Raw genomic sequence first — 15,205 nt, 5'->3', positions numbered from 1 at the left:
TCATGTCCATAACTAATCCGTCTGCGTGTACCGTTGGTTTTTTGGTATTAAATAACTTTACCTTAATGTCTCACGCTTCAGCGGTGGAACCGTTAAGAATGGCAAATCATTTGTCAAATCGTACGCTTTATCGTTGGAAAACTATTTCTATTACAGGTGACCCTGTAACAGCCAGTGATGGAATGCAAATAACACCTGATCATAGTATAGAAACTGATGAGAAGTTTGATTTAATCGTTGTGTGTGGAGGGCTGGAAGTAAAACAACAATATAACCGTCGTTTATTACAATGGCTGCAACGGCAAGCACGTCTTAAAACACCTTTAGCTGCTATTTGTACGGGTAGCTATGTATTAGCTAAAGCGGGTTTACTAGGAGGTTATCGTTGTACTATTCATTGGGAAAATATGGCCAGCTTTAAAGAGGAATTCCCGCATATTATGGTCACCAACCATATATATAGTGTCGATAGGGATCGCCTGACTTGTAGTGGTGGCACGGCACCACTGGACATGATGTTGAATGTAATTGCCAATACTCATGGGCGAGAATTAAGTGCATCCATTTCTGAAATGTTTGTTCACGACCGAGTCCGCAATGAAGTTGAGCAACAACGAGTTCCATTAAGGCATACATTAGGTATTAGTCAACCCAAGTTAGTGGAAATAGTGGCGCTAATGGAGGCTAACTTGGAAGAAACTATTAGTTTGGACGACTTAGCAAGCTATGTAGGGTTATCAAGGCGTCAGTTAGAACGATTATTTTTAAAGTATTTAGATTGTTCGCCATCAAGGTATTATCTCAAACTACGGTTACAAAGAGCTAGACAGTTACTACAGCAAACTAATTTATCGATTATTGAAATTGCAGCTGCCTGTGGTTTTATTTCTACGCCACATTTTAGTAAGCGTTATCGTGATTGTTTTGGTATTCCACCGAGAGACGAGCGGTTAGGTTTACAAATAAGAACACAGCCTGTAGCCATGGCAAGTTAAAATAAAGAACATCTTTAATAATAATTTGTCAGGTAAGTGAAAACTGTTCTCTTATTCTTTGTAAATTGAGTAAGAGAACTATTTTCATTGTATTTTGTCTACGCTTAACCCTACAGTTATAGCTCCAATAGCTTTTTCTTGATCTAACACGGGTACGGAAACTTGAATTAAATAGGCTTTTGCGCTTTCATCAAATGCTACATCACCTATATAAACATCCCCTTTTCCTTGATTAAAGCTGTATTTAAATTTGTCCTCATCACCTTGCCAGTAGTCTGTTGTTTTATTGGTCATGGCAATATTTTCACCTTTATCACCCATTAAAAAAAGCTCTACAAAATAGGGTTTAGTTTTCTCCAGCTCAATTAAACGCTTGGCCGCTTTATTTTGCATAAGCTCTTTCATTAACTGTGTTATACCATTAGCACTTTTCCATTGTTGATCTCTTTGTTTAATGCTTAGCAGTGTAAGGCCTTGTTTGTTATGTTGTTTGACGAATTCAACTATAGCTGGATCTTTTCCCCATTCTTGTAATGAGTCAATAATGCTTTCTACGGAGTTTGGACTTTGCTGGTCAGCAAATACATTAAAATTTAACGACATTATCATAAAAATGGCTATGCTTGTTTTAATAGTCACGATCATATTTCCTATATATCATGCCTAATTATTATATTAGTCAGAATATTTCACTGAACCAAAAAAATTGCCAAAATTGGATAAGTGTATTGTGTATATTCTTATGCCTGTGAGAACTATGGAAATAGGATTGACACGTCCTGATTAAAAATTAATTATTACAATTTATTAAAAGAAAAAAATAAATATGCATAAATAAAAATGGTCTATACATTAGATAATAAAGCACCATTGTACCAGAAATAGGTGTAATGTATATACATTTAATAGTCGTTCAAACAGTGTGATTTTATTGATCGTCTGAAAAACAGTAACGCAAAGTAACAAATTTATAAATAGTGATAGAGTTTACATAAATTGCTATTAAATATTATACTTAAGTCGTATTATATTATTTTGCTGAAAAGGTGGTAAGTATAATTACCAGTCTATGTTTGTGTGCGCATACTTAAAGTAATTTGTTTATTATTACACTCTAGACTATTTAGCTAACAAAATAAAAACGAAAAAATATGCTTAGCTAGTATAACTCATCATTTAAAAGTATCCGTAAAAACCCTAATTCAATTTATAACCAATAGCTGGTTAGTATCTATTACAAGCGAAATGTAAACACTGTAATCACATTAAGACTATTTGGGGATGCTCAATAGAAAGGGTATAGTTACAGCGTTTACAGTAGTGTCGCTTTCGGTTGTCTAGAAAGGTGGCAGTATCTAACAAAGATGGATGACTGCTTAGTCTATACCCTTAGCTGTTTTGTGTAGGGGTATATAAAACTGACGCCGCTCAAAAATATAGTGGTGTCTACAAGAACAATGGACCTTACAAATGACCCCTTGGAAAGTAGACCAGCAAGTACTAAATACAACACCTGACGATCTTGTTTACCTCACTAATTTAGATCCAGTGATGTACCATAATCTACTTGATATGTCAGCAGCATTTGCAAACCGTGCAATAAAAAAAATGATGTCAAGTGAGCAAGCTTCTGTAGTACTAGACAAAGCTTGCAGCAAATAACTCATAAAAAGTAAGTGCTTACAAGAATTTCTCGACTTTTAATATATTGGCTAATTCAACTTTTTATTTAGATTATATTCTTTGCCTTTACATTGAAAAAGCATAAAACCATTTATAATAACTTATGTTAATCGATCAATGTTATAAATAAGGTTTTATTTGGGATAAATATCCTTTAATATACGACACAAGCGGGTGGAGAAGGGTTAATACAACACCATATTGGAAATAACCCTCGATGTCCCTGACGCCCGCTTTTTATTTACATTTATTTTCAAGTCCCTTCTATTTAACAACTACCTCTATTTATTATTAAGTGTCCTGGTTGTCTAACATATTTGTATTGGATATTTTGTTGTATTATTTGTGTTTAATGCTCCAGCATCAACGCGTGAATATGTTGTGATATAAACAAGCTGCTAGTTCTAATATATGCCTTTCTGGTTAGGTCTCTTCAATAATAAGTTAAGCAACTATAATGCTTTAAAACCCCTAGTGTTGAGCTGCTGCAGGCTACTGAGTTAGTGACGGTTTTGCACATAGCTCTGTCGCTTTCAATGGAAAGTTTCGCTTAATCCTGGTGCTAGACTGGCTGGAAGTTCAAGGATTCTATATCCATCGTGCATGTTGGGTATGAAAATGTTAACAAAAATAAGCCATTACTAGTTTGAGGGTAAAAGTATGACATCCAGCGAGCTGCATGATACCTCGATTGTGATAGACGGTTTAATTATTGCCAAGTGGGGCCGTGAGCTGTTCGAGGATATGCGCCGAGGAGGCTTGACCGCAGCGAACTGTACAGTATCGGTTTGGGAAGGATTCCAAGCGACTGTAAATAACATCACAGAGTTTCACCAGTTTTTTGAAGACCACAGTGATCTGATCATGCCAGTAAGAACTACTAAAGATATCTTACGGGCTAAAGAGCTGAATAAAACCGGTATTATTCTAGGTTTTCAGAATGCCCACGCATTTGAAGACAAGCTGGGTTATATTCAGATATTCAAAGAGTTGGGAGTCGGCATTGTGCAAATGGCTTACAACACCCAAAACCTGATTGGTACTGGTTGTTATGAAAACGATCGTGGCTTATCTGATTTTGGTCGTGAAGTAGTGGCTGAGATGAACCGGGTAGGCATTATGTGTGACCTTTCCCATGTGGGTGCTCAAACCTCAATGGATGTTATTGAAGCTTCAACCAAACCTGTTTGTTATTCTCATTGCTTACCTGCTGGGCTTAAAGAGCATCCCCGAAATAAGTCTGATGACGACTTAAAGTTTATTGCTGATCGTGGTGGTTTTATTGGCGTTACCATGTTTACCCCATTCCTAAAACAAGGGGTTGATGCCACTGTTGATGATTATATAGAGGCTATTGATTACATCATTAACATTGTTGGTGAAGATTGTGTGGGTATTGGTACTGACTTTACCCAAGGCCATGACAAAGCTTTTTTTGACTGGTTAACTCACGACAAAGGTTATGCGCGCTCTTTAACTAATTTCGGCAAAATTGTTAACCCAGCAGGCTTTCGTACGATTGGTGAGTTCCCCAACTTGACTGACGCCATGATGAGAAGGGGTTGGTCTGAACACAAAATTCGCAAAGTAATGGGTGAGAACTGGTTACGCACTTTAAAAGAGGTATGGGGAGAATAAATAATGGGTTATAGAGCACCTGAAGTACCAATTAATGTTGATGAAGAAACTGGGGTTTGGACTACGGATGCACTCCCCATGTTGTATGTTCCGCGGCACTTTTTTATGAATAACCATACGGTTATTGAAGAAGCACTAGGAGCAGATAAATACGCTGAAATTCTTTATCAAGCAGGCTATAAGTCTGCGTATTACTGGTGTCAGCAAGAAGCGAAAGAGCACGATATATTTGGCGTAGAAGTTTTTGAGCACTATATGCGTAGGCTTTCTCAGCGTGGTTGGGGTATTTTCTCCATTGAAGATATTGATTTAGAAAAAGGTTATGCCAAAGTTCGCTTAGATCACTCTGCATTTGTTTATCACTATGGCAAAGTAAATCGAAAATTGGAATATATGTTTACTGGTTGGTTTGCTGGTGCTATGGATCAAATTGTTGAGCGCTTGGGTTATTCTTTAACTACACAAGCAGAGCAATTACAAAGTGAAGCAGAAGAAGGTTGTGATCATGGATTGTTTGAAGTAAAAACAGTTAGTCAAGGTGATTTTACCCGGCATTAATTAATAACCTATTAAAACTCAATAACAATACACCCAGTTTTATTAATAAAAAAATAAGGGTGAAAACAATAATCGAGGGATATTTAAAAATAGTATTTTAAATATCCCCCTTGTGTTAGCCAGTGACTACTAATGAGGGACAACGATGGCTCAGTACGACGCAATATTTCAGCCATTGACCATCAATAAAACAACGATTCGTAATCGTGTTGTCAGTACTGCCCATGCCGAGGTTTATGCCACTGAGGGAGGAATGACAACTGAACGCTATGTGAAGTATTACGAAGAAAAAGCCAAAGGTGGTGTAGGGCTTTGTATTTGTGGTGGCTCCAGTGTAGTGTCCATCGATAGTCCACAAGGGTGGTGGAAATCCGTTAATTTATCAACAGACAGGATTATTCCTCACTTTCAAAATCTTGCTGATGCGGTGCATAAACATGGCGGCAAGATAATGATTCAAATTACCCATATGGGGCGTCGTTCCCGTTGGGATGGTGGTCATTGGTCAACCCTGTTAAGTCCCAGTGGTATTCGTGAGCCAGTCCACCGTGCTACTTGTAAAACCATTGAGCCAGAAGAAATCGAGCGTATTATAAAAGACTATGCCCAGGCAGCCCGTCGTGCTAAGGAAGGTGGCTTGGATGGCGTAGAAATTTCTGCTGTGCATCAGCACTTAATTGACCAATTTTGGAGCCCACGAGTTAATAAGCGTGCTGACGAGTGGGGTGGATCTTTTGAAAACCGGATGCGGTTTGGCTTAGAAGTGGCAAAAGCCATTCGTGAAGAAGTAGGGCCAGATTTTGTTGTTGGATTGAGAATCTGTGGTGATGAATTCCACCCAGATGGCCTCAACCACGACGATATGAAACAAATTGCCAAATATTACAACGACACTGGTTTAATTGACTTCTTCGGTGTGGTTGGCTCCGGCTGTGATACTCACAATACCTTAGCTAATGTTATTCCCAATATGAGTTATCCACCTGAGCCTTTCCTGCATTTAGCTGCAGGTATTAAAGAGGTGGTGGATGTCCCCGTTATTCATGCACAAAATATTAAAGACCCTAATCAAGCACAACGGATTTTAGAAGAAGGTTATGTTGATTTAGTCGGTATGACTCGCGCTCATATTGCCGACCCGCACTTAATTACCAAAATTAAAATGAATCAGGTGGACCAGATTCGCCAATGTGTAGGGGCAAACTATTGTATTGACCGTCAATACCAAGGACTGGATGTGTTGTGTATTCAAAACGCAGCAACTTCCCGTGAAAGCACCATGCCTCATATCATTAAAAAAACTGAGGGGCCTATTCGTAAAGTAGTTGTGATAGGTGGAGGGCCTGCTGGGATGGAAGCTGCCCGTGTTGCTGCTGAGCGTGGCCACCAGGTTACTTTATTTGAAAAAGCTGATGAATTAGGTGGACAAATTACCACTGCGGCTAAAGCACCACAGAGGGATCAAATTGCTGGTATTACTCGTTGGTTTGTTTTGGAGCTAGAACGCTTAGGTGTGGATGTACGGCTAAACACAGAAGCTAATACCGATGCTATTTTAGACTTAAAACCTGACATTATCATTTTGGCGGTTGGTGGCAAACCATTCTTAGAACAAGAGCCAGAATGGGGCGCTGAAGAAGGCTTAATTGTCAGTAGTTGGGATATTCTTAATGGCACGGTTGAGCCAGGCAAAAATGTTTTAGTGTATGACACTATCTGTGAATTTAGCGGCATGTCAGTTGCTGACTATTTAGCAGCAAAGGGCTCGTTAGTTGAAATCGTTACAGATGATATAAAGCCAGGTGCTGCTGTAGGCGGCACCACCTTCCCGACTTATTATCGCAGTTTATATGAAAAAGAAGTGGTGTTTACCTCTGACTTTGTGTTGGAAAAAGTCTATCAGGAAGGCGATAAAAAAATTGCTGTGCTAGAAAATGAATATACCGGTCAAAAAGAAGAGCGTGTTGTTGATCAAATCGTTGTAGAAAATGGCATTCGCCCAGACGAAAAGCTCTATTACGAATTAAAAGCCAATTCACGCAATAAAGGCCAAATTGATATTGAAGCCTTATATGATGCTAAGCCACAACCTGCATTAGCAGAAACAGGTGATGGTTATTTACTGTATCGAATTGGTGATTGTGTATCGCAGCGTAATACGCATGCAGCGATCTACGATGCATTACGCCTGTGCAAAGACTTTTAATATACCCTTCGTGAATAACTTTTATGGTTTGTTGCCGTCGATCTTCACCCCAGTCACTTATTTTTCATAAGTTCCTGGGGCTTCATCACTCGGCGGCTGCCCCTAAAAGTACTTCACTTTGGGTATATGGGTATATGGGTATATGGGTATATGGGTATATGGGTATATGGGTATATGGGTATATGGGTATAAAAGTAGAAATGGCTATTTGCCTCCAGCTCAGTTAATAAAAATAACTGAATGAAGATAACAGCTTATAGATATTCAAATTTCACAAAAAGTATAAAGTGAATTAATTCACAAATACTATATCCACAGCGAAGGATATTTTAGGCGAGCCCATCGAGCGAACAAGCTTCAGGAGCTTATGAAAAATAAGTGACTGGAGTTGAGATCGATGATAACAAAGAATAAAAATCCTTCGCGAAGGATAAAGCCCTTGAAATAAAAAGGGGAAATAACTAAATGTTACTTAATTGGATACTACCTGTATTACTCTGTGCAGCCATTTTACTGGCTGTAATTGGTGCGGTTAAACGCATTAATTTATGGCATCAGGGGCAGGCTGATAAAGTCAATATTTTGCATGGTTTAATGCAAATTCCTAAGCGCTATATGGTGGATTTACACCATGTGGTAGCACGGGATAAATACATTGCTAACACACATGTTGCAACAGCTGGTGGGTTTGTTGCAGCCAGTGTGTTAATTATTTTAGTTTATGTGTTCGGCTTAGATAACCGTATTTTAATATGGGGGTTATTAGCAGCCTTAACCGCGATGCTGGTAGGTGCTTTTTTTGTTTATAAACGCCGCAAAAACCCTCCTGCCCGACTTTCCAAAGGGCCTTGGATGCGTTTACCCAAAAGCCTGTTTACTTTTGCTATTACCTTCATTTTAATTTCTTTACCCGCTGCAGGCATTTTGCCAGAAAACTTTGGCGGTTGGTTATTGGCCACCATTCTATTAGCTGGTGTAGTGTATGGGGTTGCTGAAATGTTTTTTGGCATGACCTGGGGTGGCCCGATGAAACACGCTTTCGCAGGTGCTTTGCACTTGGCTTTTCACCGTCGCGCGGAGAGGTTTGGTGGGGGTCGTTCTACAGGCTTAAAGCCAGTTCAACTGGAAGAAAATAAATTAGGTGTTGAACAACCTGCAGATTTTAAATGGAATCAACTATTGGGCTTTGATGCCTGTGTGCAATGTGGCCGTTGTGAAGCGATGTGCCCTGCTTTTGCTGCTGGGCAGCCGCTTAATCCGAAAAAACTGATTCAGGATATGGTGGTTGGTTTAACGGGTGGCTCTGATGCTAAATATGCTGGTAGCCCCTACCCTGGGATTGAAGTGGGTCAACATCAAGGAGCGCCTTTACAGCCTATTGTTAATGGTCTGGTTGAGTCAGAGACGCTTTGGTCATGTACCACCTGTCGTGCTTGTGTAGAAGAATGCCCAATGATGATTGAGCACGTAGACGCCATTGTGGATATGCGCCGCTTCTTAACCTTAGAGCAAGGCCAAACACCAGAAAAAGGTGTTGAAGTCATCGAAAATCTTATTGCCACTGACAACCCAAGTGGCTTCGACCCAGGCCATCGTGCTAACTGGGCAACCGACCTGAACTTACAATTAATGTCAGATGTTCAAGAAGCTGATGTCTTATTCTGGGTTGGTGATGGAGCATACGACATGCGCAGTCAGCGTACCTTACGAGCCGTAGTTAAATTATTGCGTGCTGCTAAAGTTGATTTCGCTATTTTGGGTAATGAAGAAAGAGACAGTGGTGATGTAGCCAGACGGTTAGGTGATGAAGCCACGTTCCAATCTTTAGCCAAACATAATATTGCTACGCTAAAAAAATATCAGTTTAAGCAGATAGTAACAGCTGACCCTCACTCTTATCATTGCTTAAAAAATGAATATAAAGATTTTGGTGGCGAATTTGAGGTTTATCATCACACTACATTTTTAGCTGAAAAAGCCAAGCAAGGCACTTTAAAACTAAGGGAATTAAAGTTTGGTACAGTCACCTATCATGACCCCTGTTATTTAGGCCGCTATAACGGTGAATATGAAGCACCACGGGAATTATTAAAAGCACTTGGCCTGGAAGTAACTGAAATGGAGCGTTCTGGCTTCCGTTCCCGTTGTTGTGGCGGCGGGGGGGCTGCACCGATTACGGATATTCCAGGGAAACAGCGAATTCCTGATATGCGCATGGAAGATGTCAAAGCTACCAATGCTGAAGTGGTTGCAGTGGCTTGCCCGCAATGCGCGCTAATGCTGGAAGGTGTGGTAGAGCCACGTCCAGAAGTGCGAGATATCGCTGAAATGTTGGCTGATGCAGTGGAAACGATTCATTAGGAGGGGTTGCTGTGAGTAATATAATACGACGAGACCCGCGTATTGAATACATAATCCGAAACCGCTTGCACCCAATGCATGCCAATTTTGCTACTGGGCCAGTACGGGGCCCTACTGGATTAATTCGGAAAAATCCTCACCAGGTCGGGTTTATTGGTCCTAATGGCATCAAGCGGATTGATCGCAGTGCCACAGGTGTATCTGCCGCGCAATTTGCCAGCCGTAGTCAAGCTAAAGGTGCAGAGCAACAAGAGGTGCGTAAGTCTTTTGTTGTTGAAGAACCGGCATTTTATATTGCAGTTGTACTGGATTTAGTGGGTGGCCGTTTAACCAGTCATGATAAAGATATTCTTGGCCAGGCCCATTTATTAGCCACTGAATCTGATTCCAAAGGTGCAGTGCTTGCCATTGCCTTAGGTGAGCTAAAAGATGACAATTTAAAGCTTGCGGGTGTTGACCGGCTTTTACATTTTGCAAGTGAAGAGTTTCAACAGTTTAATCCCGAATTAAAATTAACCGCATTAACGGCTGTTGAAGCTAGCTATCAACCTCAATATTGGTTATTACCTGACAGTATTCATGGTGGTGGAGATTTAGGACGTCGTTTAGCTGCCCGGTTGGGTGAGCGTCCTGCTACCCAAGTATGGAAAGTAGAGCAAGATAAAATCACTTGCCGTGCAAATGGTGGAACTCAAGATGTTGAGCGTGATATCCCCAGAATTATGCTACTTGCTGAAGAAGTCGCCTACCCAGTCATGGAAACTGAACACCAGGCAACTGCACTAGCAGTACCTGATATGCCTGCAATGCTTCCTCATATCGAAGACTTGGGTCAGCAAGCGGTAGATCCAAGTGAAATTCCATTAGCAGAAGCAGAATTTATTCTCTCTGGCGGTAATGGCATTACGGACTGGGAGTTATTCCATCAAGCCTCTGCCATATTAGGGGCAACAGAAGGCGCAAGCCGTGTCGCAGTAGATAATGGTGATATGCCTCGCTTCCGTCAAGTAGGAGCAACTGGTACCTGGGTAAGTGCTCGGGTTTATATTGCCGTTGGTATTTCTGGGGCCATCCAACACTTGCAGGGTATTGGTCAATGCGAAAAAGTTATTGCCATTAATCTGGATAAAGACTGTGACATGATTAAACGTGCCGACTTAAGCGTTATCGCTGACAGCTCAGCAGTATTGGATGAATTAATAAAGCTAGTCAACGAAAGCAAGCAAGAGGCAGCCGCCAATGCAGCCTAATACTCAACAAAAACCTAATAATAACGGCATTGCCAAAATCACAACGTTGGTTTCCATTGGTTTACATCCAAAATCACAACGTGGTCGCAGAGCAGATCAAGATGCGAAAGCTTTGGAATTAGCATTGAATCTAGTCCCCGAGCAATTGGAAGTACTTCATGCCGGTAACCCTAGAGAATCTGTATTACGTCAATATTTAGGTATGGGGGTGGACCAAGTGACGGTTTTGGACCAACCCTACGAAGCTGACGCAATTCCAGCGCTAATAGAATATTTAAGTGAAAATAAAGCCGATATTATTTTTACCGGCACTAAAGCTGAACAAGGTGAATCATCAGGTATGACGCCGTATTTAATTGCTGAACAGCTTAAATTGCCAATGGTGCCCAACGTTGCAGCTATAAAAAGTATTAATGGTCGTATTGCAGAAATACTCCAAGCATTACCCAGAGGACAGCGCCGTTTAATTAAAGTGCAAATACCATTTGTAGCTAGCATCGACACCGCCGCGGCAGCTCCACGTCAAAGTGCGTTTGGTAAGGCAAAAAGAGGTGTTATTAATGATCAAGATGCCACTATTAGTATTGATGAAGTGAGGGCCAGTTGGAATGCATACCCAGCTAAAAAGCGTCCTAAACGGTTAAAGGTTATGAAAGCCAAAACCGCTGCTGATCGTTTTAAAGCAGCTACTGCCAGCAGTAAAAACGAAGGTGGCAGTGTAATCGAAAACAAATCACCAGCCGAAGCAGCTAAAGCGATATATGATTTGTTAGTGGCGGAGAAGGTAGTTAAATAGTTATTTGTTTTTAAGATCCAAATACATCTTATTCAATAAATGATATTCCTGGGTCATTCTTTTAATTTTTTGAATGGCCTCTTCATAGGCTTCTTTATAATGTCCATCCATGCTAGTGCCAGTTACTGCTGTTTGTTTTAGTTTTTGTAATAAAGCATTTTTTTCGTCTTTTAATTGTTGAATTTCTTGTTCTTTCTTGCCCATATCCATTGAATAACGCTCAAAAAGTTGTGCTAATGCATCATTGGCTGCTTGGTCCTCTTCTACCTCTTCAACAGGCATTCCTTTTTGTAGTTTTTTGTTTTTATATTCAAGTTTTTCGATTTCATCTTTATAATCCATAATTTCACGTCTGAGCTGTTTTATCAGCTTCTGCGAGTTTGCCAGTAGCTCTTCTAGCTCTCGGTGATAGTCTTCCTCTGTATCTCCTTCCTGAGGTTTGCTTTTTTTTAGCTTGGCAATCATTGACTCATTAAGCGCAATAATGTGTTCCAGGCTGGCAATTTGTTCTTGGTAACCATCAATCTTCTGGTTTGACTGCTGAATAGCCAGTTCTGTAAAAGTGCTTTCAATAGCACTTTCTTGATCTTCAGCTGTTGCCTTTTTATCAGAAGCTTCTGATGTCGCTGGTACTTGTACCACCTCCGGTTCAGGAGCCAGTGTTTTAAAATAATGTATAATCTTTTTGTTGAGCCGTTCTTGATGCTGATCCCCTTGTAGCCGACCACGAATGGTTTCCAGCTCAAAATGAATCAATGACTTACGCAAGCAAATAGCATCAGTAAGCGAAAGGTGATGCGCTTGAAATAAATCCAATTTTACATTGTCAAATTGTTTTTCATATTCAACGAGTGATGCAAGTTGTTCCTTTAAATAATCTTCATAAGTAGGCGCCTTAATACTTAGTGCTTTTTGAAAGCCCTTTTGTAGTTTCTGGAAAAGCTTGCAGTAACCTTGGTTAGATTCTTTATCTCTAGCCTCAGGCTCCTTATGTTTTAAAGCGGCAGTTTCAATGGTTAACACTTGCTTTCTAAGAGAGTTAACCTGTCTTCTATTAATTGGCTCAATTAACCATTCCTGAGGTACGGTTTCCCCACTCTCTTTTAACTCAGCCTCCATTTCATCTAAAATGGCTTGCAAGGTGCTAATAACTTTGCGGTTATCAAAAAGCTTCTTTTTGATAACGGATATTCTATGTTGCTTAATCAACAGCCAAGCCAGCACAACCGCAAGCAAACTTGCAACAACAGCATAATTGGCTAAAACAACTAAAACGAGCTGATCTGTCATTACATAAAACCTAAAACAACAGCTACCCCTAAGTGTAGTGGGTTTTTGGCCTCTATCAGCCCTAAAGCTTAAGGTCTATGCGGATATCAGTAACTGAAATAATAATAATTAGACACTATTTCAATAGGCGATAAAACAAACACCTATTGATGTATCTTGCTACCTATCAACGAGCACCATCCTCCTTCTCTTTGTATTGATACAGCTTGTACTAATACACCAAAACGCTCATAAACCAGTCAATAAACTACCATTCGTCAAGTATTAATACGACGAGTGGAAATATTTCGAGACAAGTGGCACAAAGTGACAAATAAAAGAAAGTTATAATTCGTTAGCTTTATACAAACGCGTTGCATGTTTGGTGTACAGCACAATATGTGGAAATGTAAGTTAAGGGTGTGATTAGAACGTGATCAAAAAAACAACAGGTTTTACCTTAATTGAATTAATGGTAACCATTGCCGTGTTAGCCATTATCGCGGGTATTGGCATACCCTCAATGAGTAACTTCATTGACAACAACCGTATGAATTCAGCAAAGGACCGATTAGCCGCCGCTATCAGCCTCGCCCGCTCCAATGCCATCACCAACAACACCAAAACCATTATTTGCGGCTTGAAAACAGCAAACGCCAGTGAATGCAGTGACACAGGTGAATGGAGATTCGGCTGGATGGTATTTTCAGATGAAAATAATAACGATCAATACGACAAAGGAACTGATAAAGATGATGGAGAACTACTCGTTAGAGTAGATCGATTATCCGACAACAGCATTCAATACGCCATTCACCAAGAAGCAGCAGCAAAGACAGTAAAAGCTTTTTATTATCGCCCTAATGGACTGGCTGGTGCAAAAATCGGAAGTGATAAAGCCTTATTGGCCAAGCCATTGACTATTTCCATTTGTAAAAGCGGTTTTAAAACTGCCCTTTCACTAGGCATGATCGGCTCTGCCATGACTAAAAAAGATCAAGCAAAAGATTGCGTTGAAGAGAAAAAGTAATAATGAATAAAAAACTAAAATTTTCCCAGCAAGGGGTTGGGATGATTGAAGTGTTAATCACACTGCTAGTGATGACTATTGGTTTATTAGGCATTGCCGGTTTAATGTTATATGGCGTTAAAACCAGTCACTCTAATTATTTCCGCACCCAGGCAATGATGGCCACTCAAGACTTAATTGGACGTATGCGAGCTAATACCCAAGGTGTTTGGGATGGGCATTATGAATTAGCAAAAGATAAAACTATTTCCGGTGAATCTGATAAATGCGCAGGTAAAGATAAAAGCTGCACTCCTGCAGAGTTAGCTGCATGGGACCTAGTCCAATGGTCAGGCTTGGTAGGTATGGCAAATGGCAAAAAAGGTGTCTCAACCCTTGGTTTACCTAATGCCAGTGCCACTGTAAAAGGTGATGCAAGTGATAAAGGGAGATATACCATTACCATTACCTGGAAAGATATTCAGGCAGAAGAAGGTGGTAAATCAGACGAATATAAAACAGTAGTCGATTTTTGTCGAAATACTGTAAAAGACGATAAGCATAACAGCTGTATTTAAGAGCATTTAAAAATGAGATATACGTTTACCAAACAACAGGGTTTTACCCTGATAGAGTTAATGATTGCATTAACTCTAGGGTTATTTTTAAGTGGTGCAGCACTAATGATGTATGTTGCTAATAAAAATACCTATGGCACCATCGTAGATAATAGCCGCCTACAGGAAAATGCCCGTTATGCACAAAAATTTATTCAAGAAAGCATCATGCGAGCTGGCTGGAAAGCGATTCCCCATGGAGGAGCAGATATAAAATTTCGTGAAACTACTAAAACTGATTTACAGGACCCTGGCTGGAAGTTAGATCAATTTATTACGGCTATTAATAGTCATGAAGGTGGTGAGGATGATGAAGGCCCTAAAAAAGACAGTGATATTCTCTTTACTCGCTATTATGGCAGCTCAACTGACCAAACAATGCAAGACTGTTCAGGTACCGCACATGCAGAAAGCCAAGTAGTAACAGAAATACTATTTGTGAATAAAAAATATGAATTAAAGTGTCGTATTGTGGTTGATAATGCCATTGAAAAAACCATCACGTTAATCAGTGGTGTAGAAAGTTTACAGTTATTATTTGGCGCTGATACTGATAAAAGCCAAGATTATATTGCCAATAGCTACATGAACGCAGCCGATGTAACCAGTAAAAAACTATGGGAAAAGGTTGTTTCTGTACGAATTGGCTTATTAGTTACATCGGGTGTATTTAGCAGTAACGCTAATAATAAAGACAAAGAGGGTAAAAAAAATAAATACACGATTCTTGATCAAGCGGATATAGCTATCAGCGATTCAAAGCTCTATGGCCAAGTATTCAATAGCACAGTTTCTGTTCGTAACCCACTTCGATAAGACACTC

13 protein-coding genes are annotated in these 15,205 nt (G+C 40.0%); 11 read left to right on the top strand and 2 right to left on the bottom strand.

Annotated elements, in window-relative coordinates; genetic code table 11:
- Positions 1 to 2 precede the first annotated feature (2 nt).
- On the top strand, positions 3 to 995 hold the full coding sequence (gene gbdR / locus G4Y78_RS27995) for a choline metabolism transcriptional regulator GbdR (protein WP_163836224.1): 993 nt from the start codon (positions 3 to 5) through the stop codon (positions 993 to 995).
- Between the two features lie 84 nt (positions 996 to 1,079).
- On the opposite strand, the gene G4Y78_RS27990 is transcribed toward gbdR, so the two are convergent.
- On the bottom strand, positions 1,080 to 1,634 hold the full coding sequence (locus G4Y78_RS27990; RefSeq protein WP_222937604.1) for a PDC sensor domain-containing protein: 555 nt from the start codon (positions 1,632 to 1,634) through the stop codon (positions 1,080 to 1,082).
- Between the two features lie 831 nt (positions 1,635 to 2,465).
- On the opposite strand from G4Y78_RS27990, the gene G4Y78_RS27985 reads away from it, so the two are divergent.
- From G4Y78_RS27985 to etfB, 7 genes are all read left to right on the top strand, one after another.
- Complete coding sequence (locus tag G4Y78_RS27985; RefSeq protein WP_163836223.1) at positions 2,466 to 2,657, top strand: hypothetical protein; 192 nt, start codon at positions 2,466 to 2,468, stop codon at positions 2,655 to 2,657.
- A gap of 681 nt (positions 2,658 to 3,338) precedes the next feature.
- On the top strand, positions 3,339 to 4,316 hold the full coding sequence (locus G4Y78_RS27980; protein ID WP_163836222.1) for a dipeptidase: 978 nt from the start codon (positions 3,339 to 3,341) through the stop codon (positions 4,314 to 4,316).
- Between the two features lie 3 nt (positions 4,317 to 4,319).
- Positions 4,320 to 4,874, top strand: a complete 555-nt coding sequence (locus G4Y78_RS27975) for a 4-vinyl reductase (protein ID WP_163836221.1) — start codon at positions 4,320 to 4,322, stop codon at positions 4,872 to 4,874.
- A 145-nt stretch (positions 4,875 to 5,019) separates the two neighbouring features.
- Complete coding sequence (gene dgcA / locus G4Y78_RS27970; protein ID WP_163836220.1) at positions 5,020 to 7,080, top strand: dimethylglycine demethylation protein DgcA; 2,061 nt, start codon at positions 5,020 to 5,022, stop codon at positions 7,078 to 7,080.
- A gap of 465 nt (positions 7,081 to 7,545) precedes the next feature.
- Positions 7,546 to 9,441: a (Fe-S)-binding protein gene (locus tag G4Y78_RS27965; protein ID WP_163836219.1), complete on the top strand. Its 1,896-nt coding sequence runs from the start codon at positions 7,546 to 7,548 to the stop codon at positions 9,439 to 9,441.
- A gap of 11 nt (positions 9,442 to 9,452) precedes the next feature.
- Positions 9,453 to 10,691 carry an electron transfer flavoprotein subunit alpha gene (etfA, locus tag G4Y78_RS27960; RefSeq protein WP_163836218.1) on the top strand — a complete coding sequence of 413 codons (1,239 nt, stop codon included), beginning with the start codon at positions 9,453 to 9,455 and terminating at the stop codon, positions 10,689 to 10,691.
- Positions 10,681 to 11,487, top strand: a complete 807-nt coding sequence (etfB, locus tag G4Y78_RS27955) for an electron transfer flavoprotein subunit beta (RefSeq protein WP_163836217.1) — start codon at positions 10,681 to 10,683, stop codon at positions 11,485 to 11,487. Before etfA ends, etfB begins: the two co-directional genes overlap by 11 nt.
- Here etfB and G4Y78_RS27950 read toward each other — a convergent pair whose 3' ends face one another.
- A complete protein-coding gene (locus tag G4Y78_RS27950; protein ID WP_163836216.1) occupies positions 11,488 to 12,777 on the bottom strand; it encodes a coiled-coil domain-containing protein in 1,290 nt (429 codons plus the stop codon). It abuts the gene before it with no gap.
- Positions 12,778 to 13,189: 412 nt separating this feature from the next.
- On the opposite strand from G4Y78_RS27950, the gene G4Y78_RS27945 reads away from it, so the two are divergent.
- The 3 genes from G4Y78_RS27945 to G4Y78_RS27935 are packed head-to-tail and all read left to right on the top strand — an operon-like array spanning position 13,190 to position 15,198.
- Complete coding sequence (locus G4Y78_RS27945) at positions 13,190 to 13,786, top strand: GspH/FimT family pseudopilin (RefSeq protein WP_163836215.1); 597 nt, start codon at positions 13,190 to 13,192, stop codon at positions 13,784 to 13,786.
- 2 nt (positions 13,787 to 13,788) lie between these two features.
- Positions 13,789 to 14,343, top strand: coding sequence for a type IV pilus modification protein PilV (pilV, locus tag G4Y78_RS27940; protein ID WP_163836214.1), 555 nt, complete (start codon positions 13,789 to 13,791; stop codon positions 14,341 to 14,343).
- 12 nt (positions 14,344 to 14,355) lie between these two features.
- A complete protein-coding gene (locus G4Y78_RS27935) occupies positions 14,356 to 15,198 on the top strand; it encodes a PilW family protein (RefSeq protein ID WP_163836632.1) in 843 nt (280 codons plus the stop codon).
- Positions 15,199 to 15,205: the final 7 nt, after the last annotated feature.

The organism is Spartinivicinus ruber (assembly GCF_011009015.1).
GTDB classification, from domain to species: Bacteria; Pseudomonadota; Gammaproteobacteria; order Pseudomonadales; family Zooshikellaceae; genus Spartinivicinus; species Spartinivicinus ruber.
This window is presented reverse-complemented; position numbering and strand designations above follow the sequence as displayed.

Bases quoted from the DNA above. Each gene is read 5' to 3' on its own strand.
- gbdR (WP_163836224.1), top strand. From the start codon at position 3: ATGTCCATAACTAATCCGTCTGCGTGTACCGTTGGTTTTTTGGTATTA.
- G4Y78_RS27985 (WP_163836223.1), top strand. From the start codon at position 2,466: ATGACCCCTTGGAAAGTAGACCAGCAAGTACTAAATACAACACCTGAC.
- G4Y78_RS27980 (WP_163836222.1), top strand. From the start codon at position 3,339: ATGACATCCAGCGAGCTGCATGATACCTCGATTGTGATAGACGGTTTA.
- G4Y78_RS27975 (WP_163836221.1), top strand. From the start codon at position 4,320: ATGGGTTATAGAGCACCTGAAGTACCAATTAATGTTGATGAAGAAACT.
- dgcA (WP_163836220.1), top strand. From the start codon at position 5,020: ATGGCTCAGTACGACGCAATATTTCAGCCATTGACCATCAATAAAACA.
- G4Y78_RS27965 (WP_163836219.1), top strand. From the start codon at position 7,546: ATGTTACTTAATTGGATACTACCTGTATTACTCTGTGCAGCCATTTTA.
- etfB (WP_163836217.1), top strand. From the start codon at position 10,681: ATGCAGCCTAATACTCAACAAAAACCTAATAATAACGGCATTGCCAAA.
- G4Y78_RS27950 (WP_163836216.1), bottom strand. From the start codon at position 12,777: ATGACAGATCAGCTCGTTTTAGTTGTTTTAGCCAATTATGCTGTTGTT.
- pilV (WP_163836214.1), top strand. From the start codon at position 13,789: ATGAATAAAAAACTAAAATTTTCCCAGCAAGGGGTTGGGATGATTGAA.
- G4Y78_RS27935 (WP_163836632.1), top strand. From the start codon at position 14,356: ATGAGATATACGTTTACCAAACAACAGGGTTTTACCCTGATAGAGTTA.